The 14,488-nt window shown below is 66.2% G+C and carries 13 protein-coding genes; 7 read left to right on the top strand and 6 right to left on the bottom strand.

Annotated features, from left to right (window positions below; genetic code table 11):
* The first annotated feature begins 66 nt into the window (after positions 1 to 66).
* The 3 genes from SNE35_RS03340 to SNE35_RS03330 are packed head-to-tail and all read left to right on the top strand — an operon-like array spanning position 67 to position 3,636.
* The gene (locus tag SNE35_RS03340) at positions 67 to 447 is read left to right on the top strand and encodes a RidA family protein (RefSeq protein ID WP_320421413.1); all 381 of its coding nucleotides are present in this window, start codon (positions 67 to 69) and stop codon (positions 445 to 447) included.
* Positions 448 to 478: 31 nt separating this feature from the next.
* Positions 479 to 2,209, top strand: a complete 1,731-nt coding sequence (poxB, locus tag SNE35_RS03335) for a ubiquinone-dependent pyruvate dehydrogenase (RefSeq protein WP_320421411.1) — start codon at positions 479 to 481, stop codon at positions 2,207 to 2,209.
* Between the two features lie 17 nt (positions 2,210 to 2,226).
* A complete protein-coding gene (locus SNE35_RS03330; RefSeq protein ID WP_320421410.1) occupies positions 2,227 to 3,636 on the top strand; it encodes an amidase family protein in 1,410 nt (469 codons plus the stop codon).
* A gap of 37 nt (positions 3,637 to 3,673) precedes the next feature.
* Here the strand turns inward: SNE35_RS03330 and SNE35_RS03325 are convergent, their stop codons facing one another.
* Positions 3,674 to 4,315, bottom strand: a complete 642-nt coding sequence (locus SNE35_RS03325) for an FMN-binding negative transcriptional regulator (RefSeq protein ID WP_320421409.1) — start codon at positions 4,313 to 4,315, stop codon at positions 3,674 to 3,676.
* A gap of 93 nt (positions 4,316 to 4,408) precedes the next feature.
* Here SNE35_RS03325 and SNE35_RS03320 point away from each other — a divergent pair, with 93 nt between their 5' ends.
* Both SNE35_RS03320 and SNE35_RS03315 read left to right on the top strand, forming a co-directional pair.
* Positions 4,409 to 4,831, top strand: coding sequence for a DUF3052 domain-containing protein (locus SNE35_RS03320; RefSeq protein ID WP_320421408.1), 423 nt, complete (start codon positions 4,409 to 4,411; stop codon positions 4,829 to 4,831).
* A 38-nt stretch (positions 4,832 to 4,869) separates the two neighbouring features.
* Positions 4,870 to 5,346, top strand: coding sequence for a hypothetical protein (locus tag SNE35_RS03315; RefSeq protein WP_320421407.1), 477 nt, complete (start codon positions 4,870 to 4,872; stop codon positions 5,344 to 5,346).
* A 72-nt stretch (positions 5,347 to 5,418) separates the two neighbouring features.
* On the opposite strand, the gene SNE35_RS32075 is transcribed toward SNE35_RS03315, so the two are convergent.
* Positions 5,419 to 5,895: a PEP-CTERM sorting domain-containing protein gene (locus tag SNE35_RS32075; protein WP_431312706.1), complete on the bottom strand. Its 477-nt coding sequence runs from the start codon at positions 5,893 to 5,895 to the stop codon at positions 5,419 to 5,421.
* A 409-nt stretch (positions 5,896 to 6,304) separates the two neighbouring features.
* On the opposite strand from SNE35_RS32075, the gene SNE35_RS03310 reads away from it, so the two are divergent.
* Together SNE35_RS03310 and SNE35_RS03305 are read left to right on the top strand one after the other, a co-directional pair.
* On the top strand, positions 6,305 to 6,970 hold the full coding sequence (locus tag SNE35_RS03310) for a hypothetical protein (protein ID WP_320421406.1): 666 nt from the start codon (positions 6,305 to 6,307) through the stop codon (positions 6,968 to 6,970).
* A 64-nt stretch (positions 6,971 to 7,034) separates the two neighbouring features.
* A complete protein-coding gene (locus tag SNE35_RS03305; protein WP_320421405.1) occupies positions 7,035 to 7,559 on the top strand; it encodes a hypothetical protein in 525 nt (174 codons plus the stop codon).
* A gap of 22 nt (positions 7,560 to 7,581) precedes the next feature.
* Here SNE35_RS03305 and SNE35_RS03300 read toward each other — a convergent pair whose 3' ends face one another.
* From SNE35_RS03300 to SNE35_RS03285, 4 genes are all read right to left on the bottom strand, one after another.
* Entirely contained in the window at positions 7,582 to 9,657 is a 2,076-nt protein-coding gene (locus tag SNE35_RS03300) for a M13 family metallopeptidase (protein ID WP_320421404.1), read from the bottom strand.
* Positions 9,658 to 9,730: 73 nt separating this feature from the next.
* Positions 9,731 to 10,783 carry a 2-oxoacid:ferredoxin oxidoreductase subunit beta gene (locus SNE35_RS03295; protein WP_320421403.1) on the bottom strand — a complete coding sequence of 351 codons (1,053 nt, stop codon included), beginning with the start codon at positions 10,781 to 10,783 and terminating at the stop codon, positions 9,731 to 9,733.
* Positions 10,784 to 10,796: 13 nt separating this feature from the next.
* On the bottom strand, positions 10,797 to 12,620 hold the full coding sequence (locus SNE35_RS03290; protein ID WP_320421402.1) for a 2-oxoacid:acceptor oxidoreductase subunit alpha: 1,824 nt from the start codon (positions 12,618 to 12,620) through the stop codon (positions 10,797 to 10,799).
* Positions 12,617 to 14,410, bottom strand: a complete 1,794-nt coding sequence (locus tag SNE35_RS03285; protein ID WP_320421401.1) for an FAD-dependent oxidoreductase — start codon at positions 14,408 to 14,410, stop codon at positions 12,617 to 12,619. Before SNE35_RS03285 ends, SNE35_RS03290 begins: the two co-directional genes overlap by 4 nt.
* Positions 14,411 to 14,488: the final 78 nt, after the last annotated feature.

Here is a 14,488-nt window from a genome sequence, read left to right as displayed (position 1 = left end):
GGCTCGTCCGCAGAACCCTTTCAGCGACCCATCTGTCTCCACATCGGAGCAATCAAAGGACACCCCATGCACAAGCAAATCGTATCGACACCCGATGCACCGGCCGCCATCGGCATCTACTCCCAGGCGGTTCGAGCCGGCAACACGATCTGGCTATCGGGCCAACTCCCATTGGATCCGCGGACCAACAAGATGGTCGACGGCGATGCCGAGCCGCAGATCCGGCAGGTCTTCGAGAACCTCCGCGCGGTCGTCACGGCAGCCGGCGCGACCTTCGACGACGTCGTGAAGGTCAATGTCTACCTGACCGACCTGGCCCATTCCGCGCTCCTCAACAGCCTCATGTCGGAGTACTTCCAGAAGCCTTACCCCGCACGCGGCACGGTCGGCGTGGCGGCGCTCGCTGGCGGGGCGCTGGTCGAGATTGAGTGCGTTGTCGCGCTGTGAGGCGCCGGATCCAATTCAAGAGGAGCACACGATGACAAGAACCGTCGCGGATCAGTTCGTGGACACACTTCGGGCCGCTGGCGTCAAGCGCATCTTCGGCGTTGTCGGCGACAGCCTGAACGGGTTGACCGATGCCGTGCGCCGCCGAGGCGACATCGAATGGGTGCCCGTCAGGCACGAGGAGGTGGCCGCCTTTGCCGCCGGCGCGGAAGCGCACCTGACGGGATCGCTCGCCGTCTGCGCCGGAAGCTGCGGGCCGGGCAACCTGCATCTGATCAATGGGCTGTTCGATTGCCATCGATCAGGCGTGCCGGTGCTCGCCATCGCCGCTCATATTCCTTCACCGGAAATCGGCACAGGCTATTTCCAGGAGACTCATCCGCAGACGCTCTTCCAGGAGTGCAGTCACTACTGCGAATTGGTCTCCGACCCCGACCAGATGCCTCGGACCCTGGAGATCGCGATACGCGAGGCGGTGAGCAAGCGCGGGGTGTCTGTCGTGACGATCCCGGGCAATGTCGCGCTTCTTCCGGCTACCGATGCACCGGTAGCGAAGAAGGAGAGTCTGCTGCCGGCACCGCCCTTGGTGACGCCCGCCGGAAGCGAGTTGGTCAAGCTCGCGGAGATGTTGAACAGCGGTCGGCGGATCACGGTGCTGTGCGGCTCCGGATGCCAGGGTGCCCACGATCAACTGATCGCTGTCTGCGAGCGATTGAATGCGCCCGTGGTGCATGCGCTCCGGGGCAAGGAGCACGTCGAATGGGACAACCCCTACGACGTCGGCATGACCGGCTTGATCGGCTTCTCGTCGGGTTACTACGCCATGCTCGATTGCGATGTCCTGCTGATGCTGGGGACCGATTTCCCCTACCGGCAGTTCTACCCCCGCGAGGCGGGTGTGCGCATCGCCCAGGTCGACATCAGAGCGGCGCACATCGGACGTCGTGCACCGGTCGACCTCGGAATCGTGGGAGACGTCCGGGCGACGCTGGAGGCCTTGCTGCCGCTGCTTCAGCAGAATCCCGACGCGGCCCACCTGGCGCGGGCACGCGAGCATTACCGGAAGACTCGCAAGAGTCTCGACGATCTGGCTGCGCCGGGTCGACGGGGCATCCATCCGCAGCAGATTGCCAAGGCGCTCAGCGACCAGGCCGCCGATGATGCGGTCTTCACCTGCGACGTCGGCCTGCCGACCGTGTGGGCCTCTCGATATCTCGCCATGAACGGCAAGCGCCGCTTGATCGGCTCGTTCTGGCACGGGTCGATGGCGAACGCGATGCCACACGCCATCGGCGCGCAGGCCGCATTTCCTCGCAGGCAGGTGATCTCGCTTTCAGGCGATGGCGGGTTCACGATGCTGATGGGTGACTTCCTGAGCCTCGCCCAGCTGGGACTGCCGGTGAAGGTGGTCGTCTTCAACAATTCGGCCCTGGGATTCATCGAGCTGGAGCAGAAGTCGACCGGCACGCTCAACGTCGGTACGGAACTGAAGAACCCGTCCTTTGCGGCGATGGCGGAGGCCGTCGGCGTGCGCGGAATCCGGCTTGAGCATCCCGACGAGGTGGACCGAGGCATCGCGGAAGCGTTGGCACACGACGGCCCCGTCCTTGTCGATGTGGTCGTGAACCGGAGCGAGCTTGCGATGCCTCCTGCCATCACGCTTGAGATGGCCAAGGGCTTTTCGCTCTACATGCTTCGGGCCGTGATGAACGGCCGCACCGACGAGGTGATCGAGCTCGCACGCTCGAACCTGTGGCGCTGAATTGCGGGAGCATTGAAATGAAAAGAGATGTTGAACTCTGGCGGCTTCCCGCGACCGAGCTTGCGCAGTGGGTGCGGCTTCGCAAGGTCTCCGCCCGGGAAGCCGCTGTGGATGCGCTGAAGAGGCTGGACGAGGTCAATCCGCGGATCAACGCGGTGGTGGCGCATCGACCCGAACAGGTGCTCGCACAGGCAGACGAGGTGGATCGCCGGATCGGCCGTGGCGAGGATGTGGGGCCGTTGGCTGGCGTTCCGGTGACGGTCAAGATCAACGTCGACATGGCGGGCTTTCCGACGACGAACGGGACACACCTTCAAAGGGACTTCATCGCCAAGGTGAACAGTCCCGCAGTCGAGAACCTGGTACGTGCGGGTGCGGTGCTCCTGGGGCGTAGCAACGCGCCGACTTTCGCGCTGCGTTGGTTCACGAGCAACTCGCTCGACGGCGCGACCCGCAATCCGCGCAGTTCCGCGCTGACCCCTGGCGGCTCGTCGGGCGGTGGTGCCGCCGCCGTTACCGCCGGCATCGGGCAGCTCGCCGTAGGTACGGACATCGGCGGATCACTGCGCTATCCGGCCTACGCCTGCGGCATCCACGGTTTGCGGCCCACACTCGGGCGGGTTCCGGCCTACAACGCCTCCTCTCCCGAGCGGCCCATCGGCCCCCAGATGATGTCGTCCACGGGACTGATGGCCCGAACGATCGACGACCTCCGGGTCGGCCTCGCGGCCATGGCGGCGCCCGATCTGCGCGATCCCTGGTGGGTACCCGTGCCCCTCGAAGGGCCCGAGACGCCACGGGTCGCGGCGATGTGTCTGCGCCCCGGGGGCATGGAGATAGACGAGCACGTCGAGGCGGCCATGCTGGATGCGGCACGACGCCTCTCCGATGCCGGGTGGACCGTGACGGAGATCGACGATGTGCCGATGATGCGAGAGGCGGCTGACGTGCAGATGCACCTGTGGCTTGGCGACGGCTTCGCGAACCTGGTCAATGCCGCTCAGCGCGACGGCGATGCAGCCGCACTCGCCGTGGTCAACGCGGTCAGGGGCATGGCCGAGGCGCTGCCCGGCGATGTCGTCAGCCGCGCCTTGGTGTTGCGCACCACCGTGCAACGGGCATGGCGGCTGTTCTTCACCGAGTATCCGGTACTGCTCCTGCCGGTCTCTGGTGAATTGCCTTTCCCGGACGGGCTCGATCTGCAGGGACAGGCAGGATTCGAGCGCGTATGGCGAGCTCAGCTTCCCATGAGAGCGCCGCCGGCCCTCGGCCTGCCGGGCCTGGCTGTATCCACCAATCTTGTCGGCTCGGTACCTGTCGGCGTGCAGATTGTCGCCAGTCACTACAGGGAAGATCTGTGCCTCCTGGCCGGCAAGGCAATCGAGGCTCGCGGGACGCCTGCCTCTCCCATCGATCCGCTCGTCTGAGCGAGCGCCATCGATTCGTGGGTATCGGACTTGCGGCTCAAGAAGCGCGGCCCGGAACAAGCAATGCAGACATCGCGTCGCCGATCACATCCTCGCCCCGGGCCTTCAACTGCTCGGCGGCCCCGTGGATGTCGCGCACCTCCTTGTTCTGGCTCAGCTTGAACTTGCCGACCAGGCGGGTGATGCGAATCTCGATGCCGATGATCGCCTTCAGCAGCGTGTCGATGTACTCCGGGGCGCTGTCGGTCATCTTCCACGGTGTCGGCAGCGCGGCCTCGTGGGTGCGTGTCAAGCGCGCGACGAGGCCGCGGACGAAGCGTTCGTCGTCGCGCACCGCGATGCGGCCATGCGCGTGGACGACGCGGTAGTTCCAGGTGGGCACCTGGCGGTGCTGCTCGTGCTTGCTCGGGTACCAGCTCGGCGAGATGTAGGCGTCACCGCCGCGGAAGACGACCAGCACCTCGTCGCCATCGGTCAGCTGCTGCCAGACCGGATTGGCCCGCGCCACGTGGGCACGCAGGGTGCCGAACTCGCCCTCGGCCGCCGCCAGCTCGAACGGGATGTGGTTCGCGTCCAGGCCCTGCGGGCCGTGCGTGATCAACGTGCCCAGCGGCGCCTCGTTGATCAGCGCATGCAGGGCCTCGGGGCGGGACTCGTCGAAATGGGCGGGGATGTACACGGGCACGCTCCTTGGTGACGCCGCCATTCTGGCGCAGCGATCGCGGTCGCTTACAGTGGACCCGCCCGCCTTGACCGCGAAGGGATGCGACCGATGACTCCCGGCTACTCCGGAACGCCTCTGCCCAAGAAACTCGGCATCACCAAGCCCGCGATGCGCGTGCACGTGCAAGGCCTGCCGGTCGGCGACTACCGCACGCTGCTCGGCACCGCGCTGCCGGACGGCGTGCTCGTCAAGCGCGCCAAGGGCAGCGCCGAGACCGATCTGATGCACCTCTTCGCCACCGAGCGCGTGGACCTGACGGCGCGGCTCGCCGAACTGCGCAGCACCTTGCGCGAGGACGTGCCACTGTGGGTCTCCTGGCCCAAGAAGGCAGCCAAGGTGCCGACGACGATCACCGAGGACGTGATCCGCGAAGTGGCCCTGCCGTTGGGCTTCGTGGACATCAAGGTCTGCGCGGTGTCGGACGTGTGGTCTGGCCTGAAGCTGATGGTGCGGCGGGAGTTCAGAGGGTGATGGGGATGCGACGGCCGCGTCGCTTCGATGATGCTTTGATGGAGCCACCGGACTTTCGCGCGCCGGTGGACGCCGCGCTTCTTGCATCGCTGCGAGCGTGGTGCGAAGGCGGAGCCTTCCCGACGCTGACCGAGCCGCTGCGCGTGGCCAGTATCGCGCCGCATGCCGGGCTGGATGGTGTCGCTTGTGTGCTGGATGGCAGCCATGAGTTGGCACGCCTCGGTCGCTGGCGCGGCTGGGCGTGGCGCTTGCGGATCCTGTTGCGGGAATCCGTGGCGGGGCGCGTTGCCCGGCCTGGCGACCCCTGGGATTGCGGTTGGTGGAGGGATAGTGCGCTAGGTCCCGCTGAGAAGTTCCGGCCGCGCCGGGCCACGCTGCTGATGGTGCGGGAGCTGACTCCGACTGCCGCGGCGACGCTGCTGTTCGCGCTGCGCGCGAAAAGTATTGTCTACGACAAGCCTGTGCGGGTCTTGGTGATATCCGAAGCGGCCAGTGCCGGCGTTGTGCGGCTCTAACGGGGTGCTTGCCGGCGGCGCTGGGCTGGCACTAAGCAGGCCGCGGGGACCGACCCTCAAAAGCACTGGGCATTAGGATCGGAGCCTGCGTCGGTGAACTGCCAAGCCACCGACAACACACAGACCCAGCAGCATCGCCAGCCATGTGGCAGGTTCAGGGACCGCGGTCACAACCAGACGCCCCGCCTGGCTTGCACCGAACTCAACTGTGTCGTAGGTTCCCGGCGTCGAGAAGGCGCCGCTCGGAAAATAGTAGGCCAAGCTCCGACTGGGGTCGACGCCGAAAAAGATTGTGTCGTGCAGTGCGGGAACGGTCGTCTGAGTGAACTCGACGAACGCGCACGACGTTGCCGGGCCCACTGATGGCTGGACGGAACAACCGGATGTCTGGCTCGCGTCGTAGTGAGGCCATCCCGTCGGCACACCCGGTAAGGTGATTGAAAACGACCCTGTGTACGAGAGCGGTGGATCGCCGATCTCAAATGAGGAAAGAGCCGTGAAGTCATAGCGAATCTCCTGGGCTTGCGCCGATAGACCGACTGTGCCCATCAGGACGGCTGTACTTGCAGCAACAAGCCATGTAGGAATGATCCTTTGCGTCATGAGTTCCCCTGATTGGTCGATTGTTTGAATGATGGATCTGCGCCCGAGCACCACGATTGATAGCAGTGCCTGTTCACGTGGGACATGTTCTCATCGAATCCATCGAGTTCGTGGCGGGAATTACCTGTCCCCAGAACGGGGGGAGTTCGATCGCAAGCGTATTGCCGCTTACCAGTGCTGCGGCGGCCGGGTGCGGGATGGATTAGTCTTTCCACCGAAAGGTGACAAGGGCAAGTCCGCAGGCTCATCTGGCAGTCTGTTACCCATAATCGGGCGCATGACCTCGTGAGAGTCGGCGCTACCCGCACGACAGAGGGACGCTGACTGCGTCTGACTCCATGCCGCCATTCCATCAATGTACTTCCATCAAATGTCTCGAATCGCTATCCAATGGATCGGACTCTTTCTGACTACTCTCTTGGGTGCATGCTCTGGCACGCCGGTCAGCCCCAATGCAAGCGCATCTGATATCGGGCAGAAGGCCATCGTCCTCATTTCTGTTTCGCACGATCAAGGCGCAGGAAACGGGGCCAACGCGATCTTCTATCTCGACGAGTCCCGGTATCCAGGTCGCGTTGTAATGAAGTCCATTCAAGACAATCTGAGTATCCCCGTGAAGAGCGATTTTCGTGACAGGAGGGGGCATCTCTACGTCCTTGAATTGGAGCCGGGCTCTCACACAATCGACGGGTGGCAAGTCGCGAGTGCCGGCGCACGGATCTCCGCCCCGGTCGAGCCCCTTCAATTCGAAGTCAAGCGGGGTGAGGTCTTGTACCTTGGGAATCTCCACGCAAAGCTTGTTCTCGGGCATGGGATGCTCTTCGGTGCGCGCTCTGCGTCGAATGCCATGCCTGTCGTTGTTGACCGGCACGAGGAAGACATTGCGCTTGCTGAGGCGCGAGTACCTGCCATGAAGGGGCAGATTCGGGTGGCGTTGCTCAGTCTCGGGCCCTTGATGCCTGTCGGCGAAGCCAGCAAGAGATATGACCCCGTGGTCATTCCCAAGGTGCCCACGAAGTAGTCCTCTGCACCACTGGACGCGTTCCCGTACTCTGAACTTGAGCGCTCTAGATCGGATGAAGCTCATGCCATCGCGATTCCTGGTGCTGTCGCTCGCATTACCCCTCCTGATAGCGGCTGGCTGCGCAAGCAATCAAGCGGTTTCGCGTCCATTGGGACTGAATTGTTCACAGACCAAACCGCCACAGGAGGCCGGCGAGGCAGCGGGCCACGGCGTGTTCCTCCAAGTCTTCCCGCGAAGCGGAAGCATTGATCCCGAATACACCGGTTGTCAGGCTGTCTTCCTCACGACCAAGGGCGAGCCGGTCACGCTCGGATGGCTGGTGGAGGTGGTCGAAGGCGATCCGGTACGTATGTGGTCCGAGGATCCGTCCTTGCGTGACCTGCTGGGTTGTCGCTTCCGCAAAGGAAAGCTCGTGGCTGGAGATGTGAATGTTTGCAGCCGGAGGGCTGTCATCCTCATGCCGTCTCAGCCAGCGGGTTGCGTAGCTGAAAGGACGCCGTCGGAATCATGCGAGGACGACGAGCCGCCGGTGTCTTCTTCGTTGCATCGTCCGACCCGCGCCAGTCGGGATGGCGCGGTCGGCTAAGCGTCAGCGTTGAGCGGCCTCCTCACCACACCTTGCACCGCTCCTCCGCCTTCTTCACCATCTTCTGCCCCGGCTTGCAGGCAAAGGCCTTCTCGAACTCGGGCATGTTCACGACCACGCCGTTGATCCGGTAGCGGCCCGGGGAGTGCGGGTCGGTCTTGGCCTTGACGCGGAGGTACTCGGGGCGGGCATCGTTGCAGTCCCATTGGGCGTAGCCGACGAAGAAGCGTTGCTCGGGCGTGAGGCCGTCCTTGGCCGGGTCCAAGGTCATGTTGGCGACGTGGGCCTTCCAGGCGGTGTAGGCGAGCACGAGGCCGCCGAGATCGGCGAGGTCTTCGCCGAGGGTGAGCTTGCTGTTGATTTTGATGTCGTCGACGACGGTGTACTGCGCGTACTGGTCGACGACGCAGGCGGCGCGGGTTTCGAATTCCTTGGCGTCCTTCTTGGTCCACCAATCCTTCAGGTTGCCCTGGGCGTCGAACTGGCGGCCTTCGTCGTCGAAGCCGTGGGTCAGTTCGTGGCCGATGGTGCCGCCGGTGTTGCCGTAGTTGGGGGCGTCGTCCATCTTCGCGTCGTACAGCGGCGCCTGCAGGATGCCCGCGGGGAAGTTGATGTCGTTCATCTGCGGGTCGTAGTAGGCGTTCACCGTCTGCGGCGTCATGCCCCATTCGCCGCGGTCGATCGGCTTGCCGATCTTGGCGAGCTGGCGCTTGGCCTCGAAGATGTTGCCCTGCTCGACGTTGGTGGCGAAGCCGTCGCGCGTGACCTTCAAGGTGCTGTAGTCGCGCCAGCGCTCGGGATAGCCGATCTTGTTGGCGATGGCATGCAGCTTCTGCTGCGCGCGCTGCTTGGTGGCGTCGCTCATCCAGGTCAGCGAGTCGATGCTCTTGCCCATCTCGGCTTCGATCTCCTGCGTCATCGTCAGCGTAGCTTTCTTCAGGTCAGGGCCGAAGTTCTGCGCGACGAACTCCTGGCCCAGCGCCTCGCCGAGCTGCTGGTCCACCAGCGCGACGCAGCGCTTCCAGCGCGCCTTGAGCTGCGGCACGCCGTTGAGCGTCTGGCCGAAGAAGTCGAAGTTGGCCTGCACCAGGTCGCTGCCGAGGTAGGGCGCGTTGCTGCTGATCAGCTGCCAGCGCAGGTAGGTCTTGATGTCGGCGACGCTCATCGCCTTGAGCTGCTTGTCCATCGCCTTGAAGAAGGCCGGCTCGGTGACGTTGTAGACGTTCAACCCGGCCGGCAGGCCGAGCGCGCGGCGGTAGGCGGCCCAGTCGAAGTCGGGCGTCAGTGCCTGCAGGCCCTTGGCGTCGTACTTGTGGAAGGTCTTGTACGGGTCGCGCTTCTCGACGCGGGTCAGCGTGGCCTTGGCCAGCGCGGTTTCGGTGGCAAGCACCGTCTTCGCGGCGGCCTGCGCCTCGGCCGGCGCGGCGCCGGCCAGCTCGAAGGTGCGGGCGACGTGGGCCTCGTACTGGGCGCGCAGCTTCTGCGACTTCTCGTCATTGGCGACGTAGTAGTCGCGGTCCGGCAGGCTGATGCCGCCGCCGACGGCGAAGGCGATCATCTGCGTGGAGTTGGCGAAGTCCTGGCCCGAGCCGAAGCCGAAGAAGAAGCGGCCGTTGTTGCTGGCCAGGTGCAGCGCGGCCAGCAGCGCCGGCAGGTGCTTCTTGCTGCCCAGCGCGTCGATGCGTGCGAGTTGGGCCTGCAGCGGCGCCAGGCCCGCCTTGTTGGCGGCCTCTTCATTCATGCAGGCGGCGAAGTAGTCGCCCATGCGCGCCTGGTTGGCCGTGCGCTCGCTGCCGCCCTGGGACAGCTTGTCGAGGATGCCCCAGAGGTAACGCTGGTTCTCGTTGGCCATCTTGGCGTAGACGCCCCAGCGCGACTGGTCGGCCGGGATCGGGTTGTTCTTGAGCCAGCCGCCGCAGGCGTACTGGTACAGGTCCTCGCAGGGATCGACGCTGCGGTCCATCGCCGTGGTGTCGAGGCTGGGCGTGTAGGGCAGGGCGGTGAGCGGGGTCTCGGGTGTCGTCTGGGCCGAAGCGGCCAGGCAGATGGCGGAGAGGCTCAGCGCGAGCAGGGAGGGCAGGCGTGCGGTGGACGGCATGACGGGCTCTCGATTTTTGGAAGCCCGCATTCTCTGCGAATGCCTGGCCCCCGGCCGAAAGCCATGCCGCCCTTCAGCGCAGGCCAGCGTTGATTTTCTCCAACGCCGCGGCACCCGGGCACAGCTCCGCTTCGGCGAGCCGGTTCAGCGGCGTGGCGGTGGTGTTCAGCGCGCGGTGCAGGTCGCCGGCATCCGGGTCGACGTAGAGCAGGCCGGTGGCGATCTCGCCGGTGGCGGCGAGCGCCTGGACCTGGTTCATCGCGGCGATGCGATCGGTCGGGCGGTAGTCGTCGCGCAGGCGGCGCAGGCGCATCGCGGTGCCATCGGGCTGCGGGACGACGATCACGTCTTCGTCGCCGGCGGCGAGCTGCTGGGCGGCCAGGTCGATGAAGTCGACGCGGCTGACCGCCTCGTTGTGCTCGCGCACGTAGTCGTAGCTGCGCGTGCTGCCGGCGTGGTTGTTGAAGGCTACGCAGGGGCTGATGACGTCGACGAAGGCGGCGCCGCCGTGGCGGATGGCGCCTTCGATCAGCGGCACCAGCTGCGCCTTGTCGCCGCTGAAGCCGCGGGCCACGTAGGTGGCGCCGAGTTGCAGCGCGAGGCTCACCAGGTCGATCGCGGCATCGTGATTGACGGCGCCCTTCTTGGCCACCGAGCCGCGGTCGGCCGTGGCGCTGAACTGGCCCTTGGTGAGGCCGTAGACGCCGTTGTTCTCGACGATGTAGACCATGCGCACGCCGCGCCGCATCGCGTGGGCGAACTGGCCCAGGCCGATGGACGCGGAGTCGCCGTCGCCGGAGATGCCCAGGTACAGCAGCTCGCGGTTGGCGAGGTTGGCGCCGGTCAGCACGCTGGGCATGCGGCCGTGCACCGTGTTGAAGCCGTGGCTGGCACCGAGGAAGTAGTCGGGCGTCTTCGAACTGCAACCGATGCCCGACAGCTTGGCGACCCGGTGCGGCTCGATGTCCAGTTGCCAGCAGGCCTGCACGACCGCGGCCGAGACCGAGTCGTGCCCGCAGCCGGCGCACAAGGTGGAGACCTTGCCCTCGTAGTCGCGCCGGGTGTAGCCGACGGCGTTCTTCGTCAGGCTGGGGTGATGGAGCTTCGGTTTGGCGATGTAGGTCATCGGTTTTCCAACCCTAGAAGGCTTGCGTGGCCAGCACGTGCACCTGCCGCGTGATCGCCTCGGTGATGAAGCGGGCGGTGATCGGCGTGCCGTCGAAGTGCAGGATCTTGATCAGCTTGTCGGGCGCGGCTTCCAGCTCGTTGATCAGCAGCGTGCGCATCTGCGCGTCGCGGTTCTGCTCGACGACGAAGACGTGGCCGTGCGAGTCGATGAACTCGCGCACCGACTCCGGGAACGGGAAGGCGCGCAGCCGCAGTCCGTCGAGCGCGATGCCGGCCGCGCTCAGCGCGTGCAGCGCCTCGTCCATGGCCGGCGCGGTGGAGCCGAGGTAGATGACGCCCAGGCTGGTCTTGCGCATCGCCGGCCGGGCCACCGGCTGCGGCACCAGCGTGGCCGCGGTGGCGAACTTCTTCAGCAGGCGCTCGACGTTGTAGACGTAGTCCGGGCCCTTCTCGGAGTACAGCGCCTGCGGGTCGCGCGTGGTGCCGCGGGTGAAGTAGGCGCCGCGGCTCGGGTGCGTGCCCGGCAGCGTGCGCCAGGGGATGCCATCGCCGTCCACGTCCTTGTAGCGGGCGAACTCGCGGCCGGCTTCCAGCTGCTCGGCCGTCATCACCTTGCCGCGGTCGTAGCGGCGCGCGTCGTCCCATTCCAGCGGATCGCACAGGCGCTGGTTCATGCCGATGTCGAGGTCGGTCATCACGAAGACCGGCGTCTGCAGCCGGTCGGCCAGGTCCAGCGCCGCGGCCGCATGGTCGAAGCATTCCTTCGGGTCTTGCGGCAGCAGCAGCACGTGCTTCGTGTCGCCGTGCGACGCATAGGCGCAGCTGAGCAGGTCGGCCTGCTGGGTGCGCGTGGGCATGCCGGTGGAGGGGCCGCCGCGCTGCACGTTGATCAGGGTCAGCGGGATCTCGGCGAAGTAGGCCAGGCCCAGGAACTCGGTCATCAGCGAGACGCCGGGGCCGGAGGTGGCGGTGAAGGCGCGCGCGCCGTTCCAGCCGGCGCCGGTGACGATGCCGATCGAGGCGATCTCGTCCTCGGCCTGGACGATCGCGTGGCGGCTTGTGCCGTCCTCGGCGGTGCGGAATTTGGTGCAGTACTTCTGGAAGGCCTCGGCCACCGAGGACGACGGCGTGATCGGATACCAGGCGCAGACGGTGGCGCCGCCGTAGACGCAGCCCAGCGCCGCCGCGGCATTGCCTTCCATGAAGATGCGCCGGCCGATCAGGTCCTTCTGCGCGCGCACCTTCAGGCCCATGATGTCGTGCAGATGGTCGCGCGCGAACTCGCGGCCGGCGTGCAGCGCGCGCACGTTGGAGTCGAGCAGCCGCTCCTTGCCGCGGTACTGCTCGGCGAACAGGGTCTCGATGACCTTCGGGTCCACGTCCATCAGCTGCGACAACGCGCCCAGCACCATGATGTTCTTGAACAGCTGGCGCTGGCGCGAGTCTTCGTAGGTGGCGTTGCAGATCGCCGTGACCGGCATGCCGATCACGTGGATGTCCGGCCGGAAGGCCTCGGGCGGCAGTGGCTTGGTGCTGTCGTAGAACAGGTAGCCGCCGGCATCGACCTCGGCCACGTCCTGCGCCCAGGTCTGCGGGTTCATCGCCACCATCATGTCGACGCCGCCGCGCCGGCCGAGCCACCCTGCCTCGCTGACCCGCACCTCGTACCAGGTCGGCAGGCCCTGGATATTGCTCGGGAAGATGTTGCGCGGGCTCACCGGCACGCCCATGCGCAGGATGGCCTTGGCGAACAGCTCGTTGGCCGAGGCCGAGCCGCTGCCGTTGACGTTGGCGAACTTGACGACGAAGTCGTTGACGGCATCGATGCGGCTCATGCTGCGGCCACCTTTCTGACCGGCAGATCACGGCAGGCATGGCCCGCCTTGGTCGTCAGCAGCAGGAATTTCTGCATGTCCCAGGCGCCGGTCGGGCAGCGTTCGGCGCAGAGCCCGCAGTGCAGGCAGACGTCCTCGTCCTTGACCATCACCCGCGCGGTCTTTAGCGGCGCGCTGACGTAGAGGTCCTGCGTCTCGTTGAGCGCCGGCGCGTTCAGCCGCGGGCGCAGGTCCGCCTCGTCGCCGTTGGCGGTGAACGTGATGCAGTCCATCGGGCAGATGTCCACGCAGGCATCGCATTCGATGCAGGCCTTCTCGGTGAAGACGGTCTGCACGTCGCAGTTCAGGCAGCGCTGCGCCTCCTTGAAGGCGGTGGCGGCGTCGAAGCCCAGCTCCACCTCCACCTTGATGCTGGCCAGCGCCTTCTCGGCCGCGCTCCAGGGCACCTTGTGGCGCAGCTCGTTGCTGGGGCCGTTGTCATAGCTCCACTCGTGGATGCCCATCTTCTGCGAGATCAGGTTCACGTGCGGTGGCGGCCGCTTGGTCACCGGCTCGCCGTGCAGGTAGCGGTCGATCGAGACGGCGGCCTCGTGGCCGTGGGCGACGGCGGTGATGATGTTCTTCGGCCCGAAGGCCGCATCGCCGCCGAAGAAGACCTCGGGCCGGCTGGACTGGAAGCTCACGGCGTCGAGCACCGGCATGCCGCGTTCGTCGAAGGCGATGCCCGCGTCGCGCTCGATCCAGGGGAAGGCGTTCTCCTGGCCGACGGCGACCAGCACCTCGTCGCAGGGGATGGTGATCTCGTCGCCCTGCGTGACGCGTTTGAAGCGCATGCCCGTCAGCCGGCCCTGGCCGTCATGCTCGAAGGCAAGGGGAACGTGAAAATCGAGGATCGGAATGCCCTCGTGCTCGGCATCCTCCTTCTCCCAGGGCGAGGCCTTCATCTGCGCGTAGCCGCTGCGCACGGCCACGGTGACCGACTCGGCGCCCAGCCGGCGGCTCGAGCGGCAGCAGTCCATCGCCGTGTTGCCGCCGCCCAGCACGATCACGCGCGGCTTGACCTTGTCCACATGGCCGAAAGAGACGCTGGACAGCCAGTCGATGCCGATGTGGATGTCGGCCGCGGCCTCCTGCCGGCCGGGCAGGTCCAGGTCGCGCCCGCGGGGCGCGCCGCAGCCGACGAATACCGCGTCAAAGCCTCCGTCGTCGAGCATTGCCTTCATCGAATCGATGCGCTGGCCGGCGCGGAACTCGACGCCCAGGCCCAGCACGTAACCGCATTCCTCGTCGATCACCCGCTCGGGCAGGCGGAAGCGCGGGATCTGCGTGCGGATGAAGCCGCCGGCCTTGGCCTCGCCGTCGAACACCGTCACCGCATAGCCCTGGGTGGCCAGGTCGCGCGCCACCGTCAGCGAGGCGGGGCCGGCGCCGATGCAGGCGACGCGCTTGCCGTTCTTCGCCAGCGGCGTGGGCAGCATCGCGCGCAGCTCCTGGCTCTTGTTGTCGGCCGCCACGCGCTTGAGCCGGCAGATCGCCACGGCCTCGGGCTTGGCCGCGTTGTGTTCCTCGACCCGCCCGCGCCGGCAGGCCGGTTCGCAGGGCCGGTCGCAGGTGCGGCCCAGCACGCCGGGGAACACGTTCGACACCCAGTTGACCAGGTAGGCCTCGTCGTGGCGGCCCTGGGCGATCAGGCGTATGTATTCGGGAACCGGGGTGTGCGCGGGGCAGGCCCACTGGCAGTCGACGACCTTGTGGAAATAGGCCGGATTCGCGGTGTCACTTGGCAGCACGGACGCTCCCCAATGCCTGAGACGGCTCGGGTCAGTCTACGACTGGGCCCCGGCCGCGACATGGCGGCAAACCCTTCT

Origin of the sequence: Roseateles agri (genome assembly GCF_034043675.1) — a bacterium.
Lineage (GTDB): Bacteria > Pseudomonadota > Gammaproteobacteria > Burkholderiales > Burkholderiaceae_C > KK5.
This window is presented reverse-complemented; position numbering and strand designations above follow the sequence as displayed.

Excerpts from the sequence above, each read along its gene's own strand:
- SNE35_RS03340 (WP_320421413.1), top strand. The coding sequence starts at position 67 with ATGCACAAGCAAATCGTATCGACACCCGATGCACCGGCCGCCATCGGC.
- poxB (WP_320421411.1), top strand. The coding sequence starts at position 479 with ATGACAAGAACCGTCGCGGATCAGTTCGTGGACACACTTCGGGCCGCT.
- SNE35_RS03330 (WP_320421410.1), top strand. The coding sequence starts at position 2,227 with ATGAAAAGAGATGTTGAACTCTGGCGGCTTCCCGCGACCGAGCTTGCG.
- SNE35_RS03320 (WP_320421408.1), top strand. The coding sequence starts at position 4,409 with ATGACTCCCGGCTACTCCGGAACGCCTCTGCCCAAGAAACTCGGCATC.
- SNE35_RS03315 (WP_320421407.1), top strand. The coding sequence starts at position 4,870 with ATGGAGCCACCGGACTTTCGCGCGCCGGTGGACGCCGCGCTTCTTGCA.
- SNE35_RS32075 (WP_431312706.1), bottom strand. The coding sequence starts at position 5,895 with ATGGGCACAGTCGGTCTATCGGCGCAAGCCCAGGAGATTCGCTATGAC.
- SNE35_RS03310 (WP_320421406.1), top strand. The coding sequence starts at position 6,305 with ATGTACTTCCATCAAATGTCTCGAATCGCTATCCAATGGATCGGACTC.
- SNE35_RS03305 (WP_320421405.1), top strand. The coding sequence starts at position 7,035 with ATGCCATCGCGATTCCTGGTGCTGTCGCTCGCATTACCCCTCCTGATA.
- SNE35_RS03300 (WP_320421404.1), bottom strand. The coding sequence starts at position 9,657 with ATGCCGTCCACCGCACGCCTGCCCTCCCTGCTCGCGCTGAGCCTCTCC.
- SNE35_RS03295 (WP_320421403.1), bottom strand. The coding sequence starts at position 10,783 with ATGACCTACATCGCCAAACCGAAGCTCCATCACCCCAGCCTGACGAAG.
- SNE35_RS03290 (WP_320421402.1), bottom strand. The coding sequence starts at position 12,620 with ATGAGCCGCATCGATGCCGTCAACGACTTCGTCGTCAAGTTCGCCAAC.